18 protein-coding genes are annotated in these 17,902 nt (G+C 70.2%); 3 read left to right on the forward strand and 15 right to left on the reverse strand.

The genetic code is table 11. From position 1 onward, the window contains the following. Positions 1-14 precede the first annotated feature (14 nt). The 13 genes from ACZ5SK_RS11645 to ACZ5SK_RS11705 all read right to left on the reverse strand — a co-directional run bounded on the left by ACZ5SK_RS11645 (position 15) and on the right by ACZ5SK_RS11705 (position 12,486). Positions 15-323: an SCO5918 family protein gene (locus ACZ5SK_RS11645; protein WP_334579134.1), complete on the reverse strand. Its 309-nt coding sequence runs from the start codon at positions 321-323 to the stop codon at positions 15-17. A gap of 7 nt (positions 324-330) precedes the next feature. Further along, a complete protein-coding gene (locus ACZ5SK_RS11650; RefSeq protein ID WP_443041272.1) occupies positions 331-795 on the reverse strand; it encodes a CBS domain-containing protein in 465 nt (154 codons plus the stop codon). Positions 796-841: 46 nt separating this feature from the next. Beyond that, the gene (locus ACZ5SK_RS11655; protein ID WP_334579135.1) at positions 842-2,341 is read right to left on the reverse strand and encodes a DEAD/DEAH box helicase; all 1,500 of its coding nucleotides are present in this window, start codon (positions 2,339-2,341) and stop codon (positions 842-844) included. A gap of 327 nt (positions 2,342-2,668) precedes the next feature. Continuing rightward, positions 2,669-2,872 carry a cold-shock protein gene (locus tag ACZ5SK_RS11660; protein ID WP_014145516.1) on the reverse strand — a complete coding sequence of 68 codons (204 nt, stop codon included), beginning with the start codon at positions 2,870-2,872 and terminating at the stop codon, positions 2,669-2,671. Between the two features lie 351 nt (positions 2,873-3,223). Next, a complete protein-coding gene (locus tag ACZ5SK_RS11665; RefSeq protein WP_361702384.1) occupies positions 3,224-3,547 on the reverse strand; it encodes a hypothetical protein in 324 nt (107 codons plus the stop codon). After that, positions 3,544-4,524 (reverse strand): sugar phosphate isomerase/epimerase family protein, encoded by a 981-nt coding sequence (locus ACZ5SK_RS11670; protein ID WP_468575973.1) that lies wholly within the window; start codon positions 4,522-4,524, stop codon positions 3,544-3,546. Before ACZ5SK_RS11670 ends, ACZ5SK_RS11665 begins: the two co-directional genes overlap by 4 nt. 50 nt (positions 4,525-4,574) lie before the next feature. Continuing rightward, positions 4,575-5,183, reverse strand: coding sequence for a nucleoside deaminase (locus tag ACZ5SK_RS11675; protein ID WP_334579137.1), 609 nt, complete (start codon positions 5,181-5,183; stop codon positions 4,575-4,577). 15 nt (positions 5,184-5,198) lie between these two features. Then, on the reverse strand, positions 5,199-6,725 hold the full coding sequence (locus tag ACZ5SK_RS11680) for a GMC oxidoreductase (RefSeq protein WP_468575869.1): 1,527 nt from the start codon (positions 6,723-6,725) through the stop codon (positions 5,199-5,201). A 60-nt stretch (positions 6,726-6,785) separates the two neighbouring features. After that, positions 6,786-7,931 (reverse strand): ROK family transcriptional regulator, encoded by a 1,146-nt coding sequence (locus tag ACZ5SK_RS11685; protein ID WP_334579139.1) that lies wholly within the window; start codon positions 7,929-7,931, stop codon positions 6,786-6,788. Continuing rightward, positions 7,925-9,373 (reverse strand): carboxylesterase family protein, encoded by a 1,449-nt coding sequence (locus ACZ5SK_RS11690; protein WP_361702388.1) that lies wholly within the window; start codon positions 9,371-9,373, stop codon positions 7,925-7,927. Before ACZ5SK_RS11690 ends, ACZ5SK_RS11685 begins: the two co-directional genes overlap by 7 nt. Before the next feature lie 5 nt (positions 9,374-9,378). Then, a complete protein-coding gene (locus tag ACZ5SK_RS11695) occupies positions 9,379-10,260 on the reverse strand; it encodes a carbohydrate ABC transporter permease (RefSeq protein ID WP_334579141.1) in 882 nt (293 codons plus the stop codon). Further along, entirely contained in the window at positions 10,257-11,177 is a 921-nt protein-coding gene (locus ACZ5SK_RS11700) for a carbohydrate ABC transporter permease (RefSeq protein WP_334579142.1), read from the reverse strand. The genes ACZ5SK_RS11695 and ACZ5SK_RS11700 overlap by 4 nt, the downstream gene beginning before the upstream one ends. A 7-nt stretch (positions 11,178-11,184) precedes the next feature. Continuing rightward, positions 11,185-12,486 (reverse strand): extracellular solute-binding protein, encoded by a 1,302-nt coding sequence (locus tag ACZ5SK_RS11705; protein ID WP_468416580.1) that lies wholly within the window; start codon positions 12,484-12,486, stop codon positions 11,185-11,187. A gap of 788 nt (positions 12,487-13,274) precedes the next feature. On the opposite strand from ACZ5SK_RS11705, the gene ACZ5SK_RS11710 reads away from it, so the two are divergent. The 3 genes from ACZ5SK_RS11710 to ACZ5SK_RS11720 all read left to right on the forward strand — a co-directional run bounded on the left by ACZ5SK_RS11710 (position 13,275) and on the right by ACZ5SK_RS11720 (position 16,428). Further along, positions 13,275-13,655, forward strand: coding sequence for a hypothetical protein (locus tag ACZ5SK_RS11710; RefSeq protein ID WP_334579144.1), 381 nt, complete (start codon positions 13,275-13,277; stop codon positions 13,653-13,655). After that, complete coding sequence (locus tag ACZ5SK_RS11715; RefSeq protein WP_468575871.1) at positions 13,652-15,487, forward strand: GMC family oxidoreductase; 1,836 nt, start codon at positions 13,652-13,654, stop codon at positions 15,485-15,487. The genes ACZ5SK_RS11710 and ACZ5SK_RS11715 overlap by 4 nt, the downstream gene beginning before the upstream one ends. Positions 15,488-15,573: 86 nt before the next feature. Then, positions 15,574-16,428 (forward strand): hypothetical protein, encoded by an 855-nt coding sequence (locus ACZ5SK_RS11720; RefSeq protein ID WP_334579146.1) that lies wholly within the window; start codon positions 15,574-15,576, stop codon positions 16,426-16,428. A 13-nt stretch (positions 16,429-16,441) separates the two neighbouring features. On the opposite strand, the gene ACZ5SK_RS11725 is transcribed toward ACZ5SK_RS11720, so the two are convergent. Next, a complete protein-coding gene (locus ACZ5SK_RS11725; RefSeq protein WP_457494271.1) occupies positions 16,442-16,777 on the reverse strand; it encodes a deoxyxylulose-5-phosphate synthase in 336 nt (111 codons plus the stop codon). A gap of 280 nt (positions 16,778-17,057) precedes the next feature. Then, complete coding sequence (locus ACZ5SK_RS11730; protein ID WP_334579148.1) at positions 17,058-17,363, reverse strand: hypothetical protein; 306 nt, start codon at positions 17,361-17,363, stop codon at positions 17,058-17,060. Between the last annotated feature and the right edge of the window lie 539 nt (positions 17,364-17,902).

Here is a 17,902-nt window from a genome sequence, read left to right on the forward strand (position 1 = left end):
GCCTGTCCTGTCGGTCAGACGGACAAAGGGATGCCAAGCATGACGGAAGCCCGCTGCAATGGGCTTTCGATGCGCGTGGGTGCGGCCTCGGGAAGAGCGCGACAGCTGAAGCCCAGCATGGTCATGGCCCGGACGACTTCGTCGGCGCTGAAATCGCGGCGGTCCTGATGGGTGATGACCTGGCCGACCTGCTTGGCGGGGTAGCGGCGGCGTCCGATGACCACGGACTCACTGGTGACCGGTTCGGGCTTGACGCCCTTCATCGATTCCAGCACTCCACTTTTGGTCAGGTCGAACGGGAAGCGGGCGATGACACAGCGCATTGATGCCTCACAGGGGAAGGAGAGACGGGGACGACCGCCGTGCAGCGGTTCCGCGGGAGAGGGCGAGGATGCCCAGAGCGTTGCCGTGTTCGTCGACCACGGGCAGGGCCCAGAGGCTGCGGCTGCGCATCCCACGCTCGGCTTCGGCCCTCGTGGTCAGCGGCGAGGCGAAGGGCCCGATGACGTCGGCGATGTCACGCAGGCGGAGCCGGTCCGTGTATCCGGAGCTGTCACGAACGGCGGTGAGACGGGCCACGGTGACGAGGCCGGTGCACAGTCCGTCCTCGTCACAGACCACCAGATGACCCGTACCGGCGGCGGCCATCACGGACAGGGCCACCTCCACGGTCATGTCCTCCCAGACCTGCGGTCCGGCCGCGTCCATGGTGTCGGCCACCGTGCCGTGCTCGGGGTCGGCGCTCGACAAGCGGGTCTGGCTCGACAAGCGGGTCTGCATCTGCATCAGCGTCAAAGGGTGCCTCCTGCGGAGATGGGCCGGCTTCCTGATCACGAAGGTCCTATGCCGCCGCACCGGCGGTGGACTGCCGTACGGGTGCGCGGCGGGCCGCCGAGGCGGGGCGGCGTCGGCCGCGCGAGGTCGCGCCGCGCTTCGTGGGGCGTTCGACCACCGGTGCGGTGATGACGACGGGGATGCCGGAGGGGGCCTGGGCGCCGGTGATGCGGTGCAGGGCCTCTTCGCCGGTGCGGACCTGGGTGGTCTGCGGGACGATGCCGGCCGCTGCCATGAGGCGGGTCATACCGCGGCGCTGGTTCGGGGTGACCAGGGTGACGACGCTGCCGGACTCGCCTGCGCGGGCGGTCCTGCCGCCGCGGTGGAGATAGTCCTTGTGGTCGGTCGGCGGGTCGACGTTGACGACGAGGTCGAGGTTGTCGACGTGGATGCCGCGGGCCGCGACGTTGGTCGCCACCAGCACGTTGACGTGCCCGGTCTTGAACTGCGTCAGTGTGCGGGTGCGCTGCGGCTGCGACTTCCCGCCGTGCAGGGCGGCGGCCCGTACCCCGCTGTTCAGGAGGTGTTCGGTGAGCCGGTCGACGGCGTGCTTGGTGTCGAGGAACATGATCACGCGGCCGTCGCGTGCGGCGATCTCGGTGGTGGCCGTGTGCTTGTCGGCGCCGTGGACATGCAGCACGTGGTGCTCCATCGTCGTGACGGCGCCGGCCGAGGGGTCGACGGAGTGCACGACGGGGTCGCTGAGGTAGCGGCGCACGAGCAGGTCGACGTTGCGGTCGAGAGTGGCGGAGAACAGCATGCGCTGGCCGTCGGTGCGGACCTGGTCGAGCAGGGCGGTGACCTGCGGCATGAAGCCCATGTCGGCCATCTGGTCGGCCTCGTCGAGGACGGTGATGGCGACCTGGTCCAGTCGGCAGTCGCCGCGGTCGATGAGGTCCTTGAGGCGCCCCGGCGTGGCGACGACGACCTCGACGCCACCGCGCAGCGCGCTCGCCTGCCTGCCGATCGGCATCCCGCCCACCACCGCGGTCAGCCGCAGCTTCACAGAGCGGGCGTACGGCGCGAGCGCGTCGGTGACCTGCTGTGCCAGCTCACGCGTCGGTACGAGAATCAACCCCAGCGGCTGCCTGGCCTCGGCACGCTGACCGGCCGTACGGGCCAGCAGCGCCAGCCCGAAGGCGAGGGTCTTGCCGGAGCCGGTGCGCCCCCGGCCGAGGACGTCGCGGCCGGCGAGGGAGTTCGGCAGGGTCGCGGCCTGGATCGGGAACGGCACGGTCACGCCTTGCGCGCCGAGCGCAGCAAGCAGCGCACCAGGCATGTCGAGATCGGCGAAGCCCTCCACGGCGGGAAACGCGGGGGTGATGGTCTTGGGGAGGGCGAACTCCCCCTGGACCGCGGCGGGGCGGCGGCCGTACTCACCGGAACGGCTCGGCCCGCCGGAGCGCTGCGGGGCCGACGAACCGAATCGGCTGCTGCCGCCCCTCCGGGAGTCGGCACTGCCGTCACGGGTGCGGGCGAAGCGGTCGTTCGTGCGTGTGCGGTTCATGCGGAACCTTCCTTGATGCGGCACATATCAAGGAATTCCCGCAGCCATGAACGGCACGGAGAATTGCAAGAATGGGCCGGTAGAACGCGAAAGCCTCAGGTCGAGGAAAAATCCGTACGGGCGCGGGCGCTGAAATGAGTGGCGCGGAATGGGCGCGCAGCGGGCGCTGAGTGGGCGCGATGTTCTGCGCGCCCGCCGCAATGCGGCCATGAAGAGATGCGTCCGGAGAACATCTGGAAAAATCTGGAAAACGGCTGCGAAAAATGCGAGCAGCCGGGGCCCGCACCCCGAAGGATGCGGGCCCCAGCTGCAAAGTGCGCGTGAGCGTCAGGCGAGAACGATGTTCTCGGCCGTCGGGCCCTTCTGGCCCTGCGCGATGTCGAAAGTCACCTTCTGGCCCTCAAGCAGCTCGCGGAAGCCCTGGGCGGCGATGTTCGAGTAGTGGGCGAACACGTCTGCGCCGCCACCGTCCTGCTCGATGAAGCCGAATCCCTTTTCCGCGTTGAACCACTTCACGGTACCAGCAGCCATGTCATTTCTCCTTTGGGGCAGTGCCTCGGTGTCCGCGCTGCGCGGACACCGTGTCGCCGCGATGATCACCCCGCCCGGAAAAAGACCGGAAATGCAAAAGTGCTTCCGGTGGTACGGAATCCCACCGAAGAGCACTTGAAGTTTCGGGAACCACAACTGCAACTGAGATCGACAGTAGCACGCCGCAGTGGCCTGTGTACGGTGAAGAATCCCAGCGTGTTTATCGCGGCAGAGAATCTGTCTGCATGTTCTGCTGAAATCTCAGCTCGCGGGAACAGCTATTGAATCACCCGAAGCGCAAGGTTTCGGGAAGAGCACCGAGGAGGCCGAGGCCGAGCAGGCTCGCTTGTTCTAGGGCTCGATGAGCGGGCTCAAGGTCCGGTGCGCGATCCTCAGGCCCTGCTTCACCTTCTCCGGGGTGCCGCCCCACACCGGGTCCTCGTGTTCGACGGAGACCGTGCCGGTGTAGCCCAGATCGTGGAAGCGGTCGATGACGCGGCGCCAGTCGACCTCACCCAGGCCGGGGACGCGGTAGCGCCGCCAGCCCGTCGCCCAGGGGTTGCCGCCCTTGTCGACGATGCCGAAGAAGCCGTAGCGGTTGTGCGCGGGTGCGGACCGGGCGGGGGTGGCGTCGGTTGCGGGCGCGTGCGGGGACTGCCCGGCGGGAGCCGTCATGGCCGGCCCTGCCTTTCGATGGGTGAGACGGCGTGGTCGCCGACCGCCGGCCACGCCCGGGCCTCCTCCACAACGGCCCTTCCGGCCCGGAGAGCGGCAACCGGATCAGCCGCCTCGTCCAGCTCGATGAGTACGGTGCCGGCGCCGGGCGTTCGGGACATCGCCTCGGCCCAGCCCGGCCAGTCCACGATGCCGGCGCCCAGTTCGGTCATATAGGGCTGCTGCTGGGCGAAGACCGTTTCGTCGACGGTGAGTTCGACGTCGATCGGCCTGACGGCGTCCTTCCAGTGCGCGAGGGCGATGCGCTGGGAGTGGCGGCGCGCGACGGCGACGGGGTCGCCTCCGCCGAGCGCGATGTGGCAGGAGTCGGGGCACAGCCACACATAGCGCGGATCGGTCAGGGCCATGAACAGGTCGATGTCCCTCTCGTGCCAGAGGGTGCTGTTGGACTCCGTGTGGAAGGCGAGCTTCACGCCGTACCGGGAGACGGCCTCACCGACCACGTGCGCGATGTCGGCCATCCGGGTCATGTACGCGGCGTCGACGAAGAACGGCGGGCGGGTTCCGTACGTCGTCCGCATCGGCAGTCCGGCGACGAGCAGTTCCGCCCCGACCTCGGCGAGGAAGGCGGCGCGTCGTTCGGCGTCGGCGACGATCGCGGGCAGATCGCCGCCCCGCCGCCAGTCGGGCGCGTCGCTGCCCGCGATGAACGCGCTCACCACGGACAGGCCACGGGCCGCGAGTTCGCGGCGGAAGGAGGCCGCGCTGCCGAAGGCGCGCAGAGCCGAGTCGATGTCGCCCGGCGCGAAGGTCAGCTCCAGGCCGGTGATCCCGGCCTCCGCCAGCACGTCCATCACTCGTTCCCAGAAGGCACCGGGGTGCTCGTGGGCCCAGTCGCGCAGGGCCTCGGCGGAGTCCAGTCCCCAGAAGTCCGGGTGGTAGAAGGTGATGACGTCGGTCGCGAAGCGCGGCGTCAGCGGTGTCGGCGGCGTCAGCGGTGTCGGCGGTGTCAGCGGCGTCGGCGGTGTCATGCGGCGCCTCCGCGGGCGTTGTAGACGGTGACACCGTCGGCGTCGACGGCGTCCCGGTAGGCGCGGAACACGGCGAGCGCCTCGTCCCGCAGCACGTCCCCCACGACCTTGATGCCCCGCGCCTCGAACTGCTCGGCCCAGTCCGCGCCCAGCGGGCCTTCGTCGAAGGTCGTGATCTCCTCCAGGTCCGGCCCCTCACCCGCGACCACGAGACCACGCACCCCGGACCACATCGTGGCGCCGTAGCACTGCACGCACGGACGCCAGTTCACGACCAGCTCGTGCGCCGGCATGCCCTCGCCGCCGAGGTCCCAGCCGCCGGTCGCCGTCTGGGCGAGGCCCAGCGCGACGACCTCGGCGTGCGCACTGGAGACACCCGAGGCGAGCACCACGTTCACGCCGACCGAGACGATCCGGCCGGTGTCCTGCTCGGCGACGAGCGCCGCGAACGGGCCGCCGTTGCCCTCGCGCCAGTTGCGGTCGGCGAGGCGATGCACGAGGCGCATCCGGCCCTCGCGGTCGGGGATGACGGCGGGCACATCGGCGAGTTCGTCGTCGATCCACGCGGGCAGCGCCACGCGGTATTCCTTCGGCATGTCGATCACGGTTGTGGATTCCTCTCAGTGGGCGGTGGGCACGGTGATGCGTTCGGCGACGGCGCGCGCGGCCCGTACGGCGGTCACCGCGCCGGCCAGCGTGACGTTGGCGGCCATCGCGGTGGGGATCACGCCGTTGCCCGCGAGGTACAGGTTGTCGAAGTCCCACACCCGGCCGTCGGGGTCGCACACACTGGTGCCGTCGTCGGCGTCGCCGGCCCGGACGGTGCCGGTCTGGTGCAGCGACGAGCCGGGCGGGAGCAGGGCCAGCTCGGTCTCGGGGTCGAACGTGCCGAACTCCTCGGCGAGCGACCGGACTTCGTCAAGGGCTCGGCCGATCAGCGCCCGGTCGGCGTCGGAGTAGCCGAACTCGACGGTGATCCGTGGCATCCCGGCGAGGTCGGTCCGGGCTTCCGAGAACACCAGCCGGTTCTCGGGGCGTGACTCGACGGGGGCGTACAGCGACAGGCCCACCGAGTGCGCGAGGCGGCGGCCGGCCTCGTCCACATACGTGCGGTTCATGATCTGGCCGTGGAACGGCTGCGCCGCTCCGTTCTGCGGCAGCCAGAGCGCATCCGTACTGAACTCGCCGGGGCGCGGCAGGGGCAGCGTGTCGCGGTCGATGCCGAACCGGTCGAGGTCGAGCAGCACCCGGGCGCTGATGAACGCGTGCTCGTTGAGCTGACGCCCCAGTGCCTCGGGCCGTATGCCGGACGCGAACAGCAACTGGGGGGTGCGCAGGGCGTCGGCGCACACCACCACGGCGTCCGCGAGGAGTTCCGACTCGGCGCCGTCGGCCACGCGACGCAGCCGGGCGCCGGCGACCCGGCCGCCCGAGACGATGAGCGAGGTCGTCAGCGTGCCGGTCACCAGGGTGAAAGCCGGGTCCCCGCCCGCCGCGATCGGAGGGAAGATCGTCCCCGGAGCCGTGCGTGGCATGGGTCCCGTCGGTGTGGCGGTGACCGCCATGGGCATCGGCTGCGGCTGCCGGTCGTCCGGTCCGACGCCGTCGTAGCGCCGGCCCAGTACGTCGAGCACCATCCGGCCGACCCCGGTCGGCCCGATCGCGGCGGGCGTGACCGCGAGCAGTCGGCGCGCGGTGTCCAGATCCCTCGCCCAGCGGTCCGGGTCGCCGAAGTCGAACACCTCGTCCCCGGCGGGCCAGGGGGTCGCGGCGGTCCAGTGCACGCCCATGCCGCCCGCGTTCCACGCGAGCGCGGCGGCCGGCATCGCCTCGGCGTCCTGGCCGAAGGCGAGCGCGTGGAACATGCCCGGCTTCAGGCCGGTGATGCTGTCCGCGACGTCGCGCACCACTTCGGCGCCCGTGTACAGGCCCTGGACACCGGTGGCGACCCGTTCGTTGTAGCGCGACCAGAGGGCCGGGTCGTCGAGGTCGTGCAGGTGCAGGCCGGGGGCCGATCCGATCGGCCGGCCGCCGTCGACCATGGTGATGTCCAGCGCCGGATCGGTGTCCCGCAGCAGTCGGGCCACGGCGGATCCCATGATGCCGCTGCCCACGATGAGAACGCCGGTCCTGCTGGTGCCGGTCATGGTCGGACTCCTGTCCTGTGAAACTGGGGGTGAGGGGAATCGTGCGGATCGGGTGCGCGATCAGGCGCGCGGGACGGGCGGCCCGAACAACTCGGTGTCCATGTGGTCGAGCACGAACTTCACGGCGCCGATGAGCGGGCCGTCCGAGCCCAGCACGGTGGCGCGCAGCTCGACGGCAGGAGTACGGGCGCCGCGCATCGCCTCGCGCACCCGGGGCAGCAGGACATCGGCCGCGTCCTCCAGACCACCGCCGAGCACGATGAGCGACGGCGCGACCGTCCACGACAAGGTGGTGAGGATCGAGGCGATGTTCGCCACGAATTCGTCGACCTCCGCGAGCGCCGCCGCATCGCCGCCCCGAGCCGCGGCGAAGCGGCCGAGCGCGACCCGCCGCCGGGCCGGATCCGGCGAGGTCAGCCACGCCACGGGGCGGTCCTCCACCGAGCCGGCCGGCAGCGAGACAGCCTCGGCGATCTCGCCCGCGGCGCCTTCGAAACCACGGTGGACGTCACCGCGTATGAGGATGCCGAGACCGGTCCGGTTGCCGAGCATCGCCCACACGACGTTGTCGTGGTCACCGGCCGCACCCCGCCAACGCTCGGCGAGCGCACCGAGATTGGTGTCGTTGTCCGCGAACCACGGCATGGCGATGCGCCGCCCGAGTTCCCTGGGCAGGCGCACGCCTTCCCACTGCGTCGTGTGCACCAGGCGCCGTACGACGCCGTCGTCGTCGATCGCGCCGCCGCTCGCGATCGCGCCGGCCCGCAGCCGGGCCGTTGTCCCGCCCGCGTCGTCGAGCGCCTGACGCACCAGCGCCGCCGCGTCGTCGAGCGTGGCCTGCGGATCCTGGTAGTCACGCAGCGGCCGGTGCGCCCGGCCGACGATGCGGCCGCGCACGTCGGCGACGACCGCGGACCCGTCCAGGGTGGTGATGCGCACAGCCGCCAGCAGCGCGTGCTCGGCCCGCAGCTCGTACCGGCGAGCGGGGCGTCCGGCGCAGCCGCTCACCGGCACCCGGTCGAGTTCGCTCACCCAGCCCGCGTCGACGAGCGAGTCCAGGATCACTTCGATGGTGCGGCGCGACAGGCCGACCCGCTCGGCGAGCTCGGCCAGCGTCACCGGCCCGGCCGACACGGCCAGCGCGCGAAGGATCACCGAGGTGTTGACCCGTCGGACCGTGCTCTGGTTCATCCCGGGCATCAGCATTCCTCCGCCGCACCGGATCCCGCCGCACCGGATCCCGTCGCACCGGATCCCGTCGCACCGGACGACGCCGCACCGGATCCCGCCGGTACCACCGGGTCGAACACGCCGGTGGTGTCAGCCACCGTCGCCGCCCCGGGCCTGCCGTACTCGCGGACGGGGTCGCCGAGCCGCCCGGTCGCCGGCTCCCAGGCCGGCGACCGGCCGTGGACGAACGCGGCCAGGTCGGAGTGCATGGACGTGGCGAGTTCCGCGGGCGGCTGCGCTCCGAGGGCCTCGGCGGTGCCCGACGCGTCGAGTACGTCGAAGAAGAACGGGATGTCGGCGCAGTGCACGGCGCCACCGAGTACGGGCGAGGGCCATTCGAAGGAGTACAGCCAGGTGCCGACGAGGGCGGCGCGACGCGAGGCCGCCGCGCGCGGACAGGCGGCGCGGAACAGGGTGTCCGTCACACGGGTGCCCGCCGCGCGGGCGGCGGCATTGCGGATGCCCGGGGCGCCGCCGTCGAACTCGTCGCCCGTCGCGCCGAGCAGCAGCGGTACGCCGTGCCCGTGTACGGCCAGTCCCTCGGCGATGGGCACCGGAAGGACGTCGTCGCCGACGACCGGACCGAGTACGAGCGGGTCGTCGCCGCCGTGTTCGCTCCGAAGCAGATGGACGCCGTGCTGAACGCGTTCCACCGTGAGGCCACTGAAGCCGGCGCGCGTCGGCGGCACGCCGAGCCGGTCGCCGAGCCGCACGACGAAGTCGCGCGCGGCCTGTTCGCCCACCTCGAAGAGACCGCCGGACACACTGACCGCGCGGTGGAAGCGACCGATGCCGAGGGGCGAGGAGAGCAGCGCGAGCACCGCCCCGCCTCCCGCCGACTGGCCGGCGACGGTGACCCGGCCCGGATCACCGCCGAACGCCGCGATGTTCTCCCGCACCCAGTCGAGCGCGAGCAGCAGGTCACGCAGTCCGAGGTTCGCGGGTACGCCGTCCAGCGGCGCGAAACCGTCGACGCCGAGCCGGTAGCCGGGCGTCACGGTGACGATTCCGTCGCGGGCGAAGGCGCGGCCGTCGTACCACGGACTGGCCGGGCTGCCCGCGAGGAAGCCGCCGCCGTGGATCCACACCAGCACCGGGCAGGACCCACCGTCCGCGGGGGCGACGACACTCAGGTTCAGTACGTCGTCGCCCGGCACCGACGGCTCCGGAATCGTGGTCGTGGCGAACAGCGGCACGCACTGCGAGGTGGCACCGTGCCGGGAAGCGTCGAACGGCTCCGTGAACCGGCCTCGTGGCACCGGCTCCGCGAACCGCCGCGCACCGACGGGCGCTTCTGCGTACGGGATGCCGAGGAAGCGCCGCACCCGGCCGGTGCGGCGGCCCACGACCGTTCCGGCAGGAGCGTGTACGGTGACCGGCTCGCCGGGCGCGTCGAGTGAGTGCATACGGTCGTCCATCGGGGTCACCGCATTCCCGTTCCGGCGACGCCCTGCACGAAGTAGCGCTGCAGGAAAAGGAAGAGGACGAGCACCGGCAGCATCACGACGATCGCGCCGGCGAGCATCAGGCCGTAGTCGGTGACATGCGCGGCGGCCTGGCTGGTGGCGGCGAGGCCCACCGGCAGCGTGTAGGTGGAGGTGCTCTGCGCGACGATGAGCGGCCAGATGAAGTTGTTCCACGAGAAGAGGAACGACATGATCGTGATCGTCGCGACGGCGGGACCCGCCAGCGGCAGGAAGATCCGGAAGAAGATCCGGAACTCGCCCGCCCCGTCGATCCGGGCCGCTTCCAGCAGTTCGTCGGGGACCGACAGGGCGTACTGCCGCATGATGAACACCGACAGCGGCAGCGCCGCACCGGGCAGGGCGATACCGGTGAGGGTGTCGGCCAGGCCCATGTCGACGGTGATCACGAACTGGGTGACGAACACCGTGGTGAACGGCACCATCATCGCCGCCATGACCGCGCCGAACGCGATCCGCCTGCCCGCGAAGTCCAGCTTGGCGAGCGCGTATCCCGCGGCCGACGCCGCCGCGATGTTGCCGGCGACGACGATGATCGCGACCACGATGCTGTTGACCAGGAACCGGCCGAAGCCCTCGGTTCGGAACAGCCGGACGAAGTTGTCGAGGGTGACGTGGTGCGGAAGCCAGGCGCCGGGGTCGGAGCGGATCTCGTCCAGGCTGCGCAGCGAGCCGCTGAGCACCCAGACGAACGGCATCATCGTGAGCAGCGCGCACAGCGCCAGCGCGCCGTACAGCAGGGGGCGGGCGACGGACCGACGGTGCATGTGCGTCCGTTCGCCTGTCATCTCGGCGTTCCGCGGTGCGGCGATCGTGGTCATGCGCGGGGCCTCAGCATTCGGAACTGGACGATGCTCACCAACGTCACGAGCAGGAGCGTCACGAAGGACGCCGCCGAGGACGTCCCGAACTCTCCGGCGCCGAACTGGTGGTAGGTGTACAGCGCCACCGACTCGGTGGAGCCCAGGGGGCCGCCGTTGGTGAGCAGATACGGCTCGTCGAACACCTGGAGGTAGAAGACGGTCAGCAGCACCGACACCATCAGCGTGGTCGGCATCAGCAACGGCAGGGTGATGTGCCTGAGCTGCCGCCACCAGCCGGCCCCGTCGAGGGAGGCGGCCTCGTACACGTCCTGCGGCACCGCCTGCAGACCGGCGAGGAAGAGCACCATCGCGATGCCGAAGTTGCGCCAGACGCCGAGGGCGATGACCACGGGCATGGCCAGGTGCGTGTCGTCCAGCCAGTTCGGCCCGGCGAAACCGACGGCGCCGAGCACCTTGTTGACGGTGCCGTTGGCGTTGAAGGCGTACTGCCAGATCATGGCGACGGCCACGACGTTCGTGACGACCGGTGCGAAGAAGACGGTACGGAAGGCGCCGCGCAACCGCCGGATGCCGGAGTTGAGCGCGAGGGCGAGCGCGAACCCGAACCCCATGGTCAACGGCACACCGACGGCCACGAACAGGACGGTGTTGAGGATGTCCCGCAGGAAGGTCGGGTCCTCCAGCAGCCGGAGGTAGTTCTGGAATCCGGTGAAGTCGACGGCGAGCGGATGCCGCAGGTCCGCGCCCCGCAGATCGGTGAAGCTGAACCCGAGCGCGGCTACCGTGGGTATCGCCGTGTAGAGCAGGAACACCAGGGTGAACGGCGCGAGGAAGAGCCAGGCGACGGCCGTTCGGCGGGCGCCCCGGGGCCGACGCGCACCGCGCGGCGTCGTCGGCCCGATGGTGGCGGTCATCCGGGAATCACCCCTTGCCTGTGCCGAGGCTCTGGGCGTACGACTGGACGTTCGCGGCGGCCTTTTCGGCGGTCCCCTTGCCCTTGGCCACGGCTTCCATCTCCTTGCCCAGCCGGGTGGCGACCTGTTGCCAGGTGCTCACCTGCGGAAACGCCCTGGTGTTCTTCAACTGGCTGAGGAAGGCGTCCAGCAGCGGCTGGCCCGCGATGGCCGGGTTGGCCCAGGCCGAGGCTACGGCCGGCAGCGAGCTGTACGCCTTGTACTGCGCGACCTGGGTGCTCGGCCTGGAGATGTACCGGACGAGCTTCCAGGCCGCGTCCGCGTTGCCGCTGCCGGCGAGCACGCCCCAGCTGCCCCCGGCGGAGAAGGAGGTGCTGCCCGACGGTCCGGCCGGCAGGGGTGCGGTGGCGACGTGGGACGCAGTCCAGCCGTCCTTCTTCGCGACCGCGTCGAGCTGGCCGACGACCCAGGGGCCGGTGATCAGGCAGGCGGTCTTGCCCGACACGAAGTACGGCTGCGCGTCGAGGAACGTGGGCCCGCTGGTGTCGGCGATGCCCGAGGTGAAGAACGACGCGTTGTACTTGATCGCGTCGACCATCGCCGGCGTGTCGAGCGTCCACTTGCCATCGGACGAGAGCAGCGAGCCACCCGCCTGCCAGGCGTACATCGCGACGTCCTGGCCGTTGAAGATGTCCCAGCCGACGTCCGCCCCGAGCGCGTGCCCGGCGCCCGCGCTCTGCAGGGCCTTGAAGAACGGCACCATCTCGTCCCACGTGGTCGGCGCCTTGACACCCGCCTTCTTGGCGAGGTCGGAGCGGTAGACCAGCGCGTAGGTGTAGGCGTACCAGGGCACCGTGTAGGCGACGTTCTTCACCACACCGGCGTCCCACAGACTCGTGAAGAAGGCGGACGGGTCGACGAGGCCGTCCGGGACGGGCCGCAGGATCGACGGATCGAGGAACTGCGCCTGCGACTCGGGGAAGAACTGGGCGACATCGGGCCCCTTGCCCGCCGCGATCGCCGACTGGATCTTGGTGTAGTACTCGGCGTTCGGGATCAGCGTGAACTTCACCGTGAGCTGGGGGTTCGCGGCCTTGAAGGGCTTGATGACCTTGTCGAGCACGTCGGCATCGCCCTGGGCGGCCCAGACCTTGAGGGTTCCCTTGGCCGGGGAGTCGTCGACGGGCTTGGCGCTGGCGGCGGTCGCAGTGCTGTCACCGCCGCGCCCGCAACCTGCGAGGGCAAAACTGCCGAGGAGAGCTGTGCCGGCGGTCAGCCGTAGGACACCGCGTCTGGAAGGGTTGGACACGCTGGGCTCCTGTCTCATGGCGCTGCACAGGGGGGATTTCGGGGAAAGTAGCGAATTCGGTCCGATGCGACCCGATGGGGGGAATGGTGCCTTTACGGCGTGGGAGTGACCGTAGGGGTGAGGGGTTGCGGTGGCATCGCGGACCCGTCACGGAGAAATTTCGGAACTTGTAGCGAAATCCCCTGGGCCGCATCCAGACCCTGTACGGCCAAGCGCATGCGACCAGCGTCCGGTGCGAGCCGAAAGCTCCTCCACCCTGGTCGCAGCCCTGCACCTGCCGACACACCGGCCTGTCCGGTCCGATTGCGGTATCCGGCTCGACCCGCGGCATCCGGCTCGACCCGCGGTATCCCGCTCGACCCGCGGTATCCCGCTCGACCCGTGGCATGACGATCACTCGTACTGCCGTGACTTGCCTGCCTCACGCCGTAGGCCTGTGCACGGCCCCCGAACGATCAACGATCAACGATCAACGGCCCCGGCCGCGAGCCCGAGGCCGAGCAGAACCCTTCCCTGGGAGGGAAACCCCAGGTCAGCGGCTTAATGTGGGGTGCCCTTGGAAGAATTCGAACCTGCGGCACCCGCTTTGGGAGTCTTCTCTGGGCGAGGCCGTGACCGGCGGAAACGTCGACTGAGGCGCGTCTGGCCTGAGGAAGCAGCCCTCCGTAGTTCTCGCGCTTTCACGGGTCAGCGCTCGCACTGGCGTACGTTTCTGGCCATACACAGGCGGCACAGCATGGTCGGCGAGCCACAGGGGCACGGATGGCCTCGTGCAGACACCAGACGAGATGGCCGAATTCACAGTGCTGTCACAGGAGTTGACCGGGTTCGACGCGGCGACGCTGCGGGGCACGGGTCTCGCCGAGACATACCTGGCCGTGGCCGCCGAGCAACTGGGCCGGGACCGATTGCGGCTGCTGCTGGAGGCGGGCGGAGGCCCGCTCGGCGAGTTGGACGATGACCTGTGCGGTGCCGCCCGCGCTCTCACGCACCTGTGGTACACGGGCAGTTGGCCCGAACCGTCACCCTTCGTGGTGTCGGCGCGTGCCTACGCCGAGGGGCTGGTCTGGAAGGCGGCGGGGCTCGCCGCACCCGCCACCGCACCGGGCGGATACGGGAGTTGGTCCGCTTCCCCGTCGCCTTCCCCCTCCCGGGCGGACTCTCTGTGAGCCACTCGGTGAGCCACTACGACGTGATCGTCGTGGGTGCCGGCATCGCGGGCTCGCTCGTGGCGAAGGAACTGGGCCGCCAGGGTCGTCGAGTCCTGGTCCTGGAGGCCGGGGAGCGCGCCACCGACTCCGCGCGGGCCCACCGTGAGGCCCTCGACCGGTACGCCACGGCATCCGCGAAGGTGCCTGGCTCCGCCCACCGACACCACCCGGCCGCCGGCTGGCCCGACGTCACCGACCTGATGGGCACGGACGGCGACCCGGGATTCCGGGCGGCCGGCCATCTGCTGCAGGACGGCCCGCTTCCTTACGCCAGCGGCTACGTCCGGGCCAACGGCGGCACCGGCAACGTCTGGACCGGCCTCGCCCCGCGCATGCTGCCGGAGGACTTCGACACCGAAGCCTTCGGGTACGGGCGCCGCTGGCCGCTCACCTACGACGACCTGGAGCCCCACTACCATGCGGCGGAAGGGGAGCTGGGAGTGGCCGCAGACACCGACGAGCAGCGCGAGCACGTCGGGCTCGGCTTCCCCGAGGACTACACCTTCCCCATGCGGGCCCTGCCCGTCAGCCACCTGGACCGCCTCCTCGCGGCGAGCCTCGACGGACGGCGCGTCAAGGACCCGGTGACCCTGGACGAGGTCGAACTGCGGGTGGTCGGCACCCCGCAGGCCCGTAACAGCGTGCCGAACCCTGACTACGACGGCGGGCACGGCTACGTTCCGCGCGGCGCCCAGGGACGGCCCGACCCGGCCAGCCGGTGCGTGGGCAACGCGACGTGCATCCCGCACTGCCCCTCGTACGCGAAGTACACCCCGCTCAAGACACAAGGACAGTGGGGCAGTTCGATCACCCTCTTCGACCGGGCCGTGGTCAGCCGCGTGCTCGTCGACGGGAACGGGCGCGCCACGGGCGTGGAGTACCTCTCGTACGAAGGTCAGTCCACCCGAGTGCACGCAGACGTCGTCGTGCTCGCCGCGCACGCCATCGAGAACGCCCGACTGCTCCTCCTGTCCCGGCTCGCCACCCGCAGTGATCAGGTCGGCCGCAACCTGATGGACCACCCGGTGCTGCTCACCTGGGGCCTCATGCCGGAAGCGGTCGCCCCCTACCGCGGGCCCGGGTCCACCTCGGGCCTCGAGGGCTTCCGCGCCGGGCCCGAGCGGCACGCGCGAGCGCCCTTCCGCATCGAGGTCGGCAACTGGGGATGGGTGTGGGCCAAGGGCCCGGTAGACGGCGACGTCGCCCAACTACTCCACGACAAGGGCTTGTTCGGAGCCGAGCTGCGGCGCGCGGTCGGGGACCGGGTACGCCGCCAGTTCGCCCTCCAATTCGAGATGGAGCAGGGCGCCGACCCCGCCAACCGCATCACCCTCCACCCGCACGCACGTGACCCGCTCGGCCTGCCCCGCCCCCAGGTCACCTACGACCTGTCGGACCACGTCAAGGACGGCATGGCCGCCGCCAAGCGCGCGTCCGACCAGATCTTCGCCCTGCTCGGCGCCGAGGACCACACCGACTACGAGCCCGCGGCGGCCTGGCCCGGCCGCTTCGAGCACAAGGGTCGCCTCTACGGCTACCGCGGCGCCGGCCACGCCGCCGGCACCCACATCATGGGCGACTCCCCGGACGCCTCGGTGGTCGACTCGTGGCAGCGATGCTGGGACCACCCCGGCCTGTACGCCGTGGGCTGCGGGAGCATGCCCTCCGTCGCCACCTCCAATCCGACTCTGACCATGGCCGCCCTCGCCCTGCGCAGCGCCCGGCGCATCGAGGCCGACCTCGCCGAACGGGACCGCCCCGTCGCCCTCACCCCAGACGTGCCCGTATAAGCCCGCAGACGTTCCCGCATGTAAGCCCGCAGACGTTCCCGCATGAGCCCCGGGAACTCCCACACGAACCCTCCTGGAGTGCCCGCATGAGCCCGTTGCCCCTGCCGCCCGTCGCCGAGCCCTTCCAACTCCCCTTCCACTACGGCGCGTTGCACCACATCGGCATCGACTGGCTCACCGAGGCGGAACCGGTCCGGGACCTGCTCGCCAAACACCACCCCGCTCTGACCGCCGCCACTTTCGACGGCCGGGCCCTGGTGTCGCTCAACTACCAGCTCTACTTCGCGCAGTACGCGTTCGGCGGGGGCGTCACCCAGGAGATCGAGTACAACGTCATCGCCTTCCCCACGGCCCAGGCGGACCGGATCCCCGAGCTGACCTACGCGCAGTACGCGCAGGGCTGGGACCAGACGAAACTCCTCGGTATCGCCCGCATCCACGTCGTGTGCGACAACCCGTACGCCATCACGGCCGGCCGCGAGCTGTACGCCGAGCCGAAGTACCCGGGCTGGTTCGAGGTCGACCTGCCGTCCCTGAACGGTCCGGCGGGCGAGACCTGGACCGTGCACTGCAAGACGGCCGAGGTGACGCCGGACGGCACCCTGGTGCGTGAGGACAGCCAACTGATCTCCCTGACCGCCGAGTTGGACGGCCTGTCGGCCGCCCCCGCCAACAACACCCCCATCACCGGCTACGGCACCGACCCCGACGGCCGGGCCCTCGCGGGCCCCATGAACGTCTACCAGCCCTACCGCTGGTACGACCTGAGCACCCCGCCCCACACCGACCGCGTACGCCTGACCGTCCAGGCCCCCGACAGCGACCTCGGCCGCGACATCAACCAACTGCTCGGTGACACCCGCGCCGCCGGCGCCTGGACCTACCAATCACCCCCGGTGGCCGCCCACAACCGGCCCTACTACCTGAGCTCCCAGCGTTGATGGAGCCCGGCCGCTAGGGCAGGTCGCGGCGGACCAACGCCTGAGCGATCGGTTCTCCGGTGGCCCGGGCGTGAGCCATCCGCTCGCGCACCTCGCTGAGGGTGCGTGGGCGGTAGCCGGGGCCGCCACAGCAACTCTTGTGGAAGCGCACACCGGCGTGCAGCAGCACGGAGAGGGTGCGCCAGGCGGCGGTGTCCCGCCTCCTGGGTGCCGCGAAGGCGGAGCCGACGTGGATCAGTGGTTCGGCGCAGCGTGGACAGACCCGGTCGTGATCGTGGTAGCCGGGATAGGGCTGCTTGTACGAGCCCCGGCAGGGCAGGCAAACGTACGAGGTCTTTCCATGCGCCATGCGGGAAGGGTAGAGCTGCCGCAGGGTCGGGCTCGACAGATTTCCGGCATACTGCGCAGGCTCTTCAGCAACGGTGGGGCGGCGGCGACGGCGGACCGTACTTGCTGACCGAGATGGTGGAGGCGGGTGAGCGAGGCGTGATGTCAGGAGCCTTCTGATCCGTAGCTCTGGAGAGATCGGTCATTGGAGGTCATACAGGCTGCGGGGAGGGACTTAGCGGCCGGTGTTGGGCGCTGGCGGTCGCTGGGGTTGCTTGTACTTCGTTGCTGTACAGCAACCGCTACCAATCCCGCCAGTCATCCGTGATCTCGGTGCGGCTGGTACCTCGCCTCGCGGCCGCAGGAACGTCGATGCCGTGCTCCGTCAAGGTCTGATCGATGTAGAGGCACAGCTGTTCACGCTCTTCCGTCTCGTAGCCGGCGCCCTCGTGGTCCTCGTTGATCTCGTTCAGCACCAGAACGACGCGCTTGATCGCTTCGAAGACCTGCTCGTCGGCCTGGCCCCGGAGCGCCTCTACGTCCGACTCGAACGTGCGCAGGGACTCATCCGTCGCCGCCAGCAGCGACTCAGGGAAGAGCTCCGCCATGAAGGCATCGCTCGGGGCTGCCCGTGTCCCCACCGCGAGCTCCGTAGCCTCTTCGTCCACACGGGCACGCCAACGTGCTGATGGTCTGATAGCCACGCCCTGGACCGTAAGCCCAGGCTCTGACAGCGCCGTTGCTGCGCAAGCTTTCCAACTGTGGTGTGCCTGGCGGGGCCGCGTACAGGGTCGTTCACCTGGGTTCATGGGCAGTTGGCCTGCGAGGCGCACCTACCCGAGCCTCCATATCACGCTGCTCCATGATGTCCGTCAGAGTAAGCGCGACGGCAAAGGCATGGCGGAGGGGGCTTGAGTAAAGGCCTGCTCGCCCCCGCCCCCGGAACTTAGGGAACAAAGACAAGTCCGCAGCACGCCTCCCGCGAGTCGATCTGGCTCTTGGGCGACGGTCAGTTCCCAAGTGCCCCGCAAGTCGGCCCAGCTAACGTTTGGTCGTCGTAACTTGTCATCGTTACTAGGTGTCCTATGAGACATAACTTAGGCATCGTATGGCACCCGCTGAAGCGGCAAGTCGAAGCCACAGGCGG

This window comes from Streptomyces sp. NPDC031474, from assembly GCF_055581185.1.

Coding starts and splice junctions, on each gene's coding strand:
- ACZ5SK_RS11720 (WP_334579146.1), top strand. CDS start 15,574: ATGAGCCCGTTGCCCCTGCCGCCCGTCGCCGAGCCCTTCCAACTCCCC.
- ACZ5SK_RS11685 (WP_334579139.1), bottom strand. CDS start 7,931: ATGCTGATGCCCGGGATGAACCAGAGCACGGTCCGACGGGTCAACACC.
- ACZ5SK_RS11700 (WP_334579142.1), bottom strand. CDS start 11,177: ATGACCGCCACCATCGGGCCGACGACGCCGCGCGGTGCGCGTCGGCCC.
- ACZ5SK_RS11695 (WP_334579141.1), bottom strand. CDS start 10,260: ATGACCACGATCGCCGCACCGCGGAACGCCGAGATGACAGGCGAACGG.
- ACZ5SK_RS11690 (WP_361702388.1), bottom strand. CDS start 9,373: ATGGACGACCGTATGCACTCACTCGACGCGCCCGGCGAGCCGGTCACC.
- ACZ5SK_RS11660 (WP_014145516.1), bottom strand. CDS start 2,872: ATGGCTGCTGGTACCGTGAAGTGGTTCAACGCGGAAAAGGGATTCGGC.
- ACZ5SK_RS11710 (WP_334579144.1), top strand. CDS start 13,275: ATGGCCGAATTCACAGTGCTGTCACAGGAGTTGACCGGGTTCGACGCG.
- ACZ5SK_RS11680 (WP_468575869.1), bottom strand. CDS start 6,725: ATGACCGGCACCAGCAGGACCGGCGTTCTCATCGTGGGCAGCGGCATC.
- ACZ5SK_RS11645 (WP_334579134.1), bottom strand. CDS start 323: ATGCGCTGTGTCATCGCCCGCTTCCCGTTCGACCTGACCAAAAGTGGA.
- ACZ5SK_RS11730 (WP_334579148.1), bottom strand. CDS start 17,363: ATGGCGGAGCTCTTCCCTGAGTCGCTGCTGGCGGCGACGGATGAGTCC.
- ACZ5SK_RS11665 (WP_361702384.1), bottom strand. CDS start 3,547: ATGACGGCTCCCGCCGGGCAGTCCCCGCACGCGCCCGCAACCGACGCC.
- ACZ5SK_RS11725 (WP_457494271.1), bottom strand. CDS start 16,777: ATGGCGCATGGAAAGACCTCGTACGTTTGCCTGCCCTGCCGGGGCTCG.
- ACZ5SK_RS11655 (WP_334579135.1), bottom strand. CDS start 2,341: ATGAACCGCACACGCACGAACGACCGCTTCGCCCGCACCCGTGACGGC.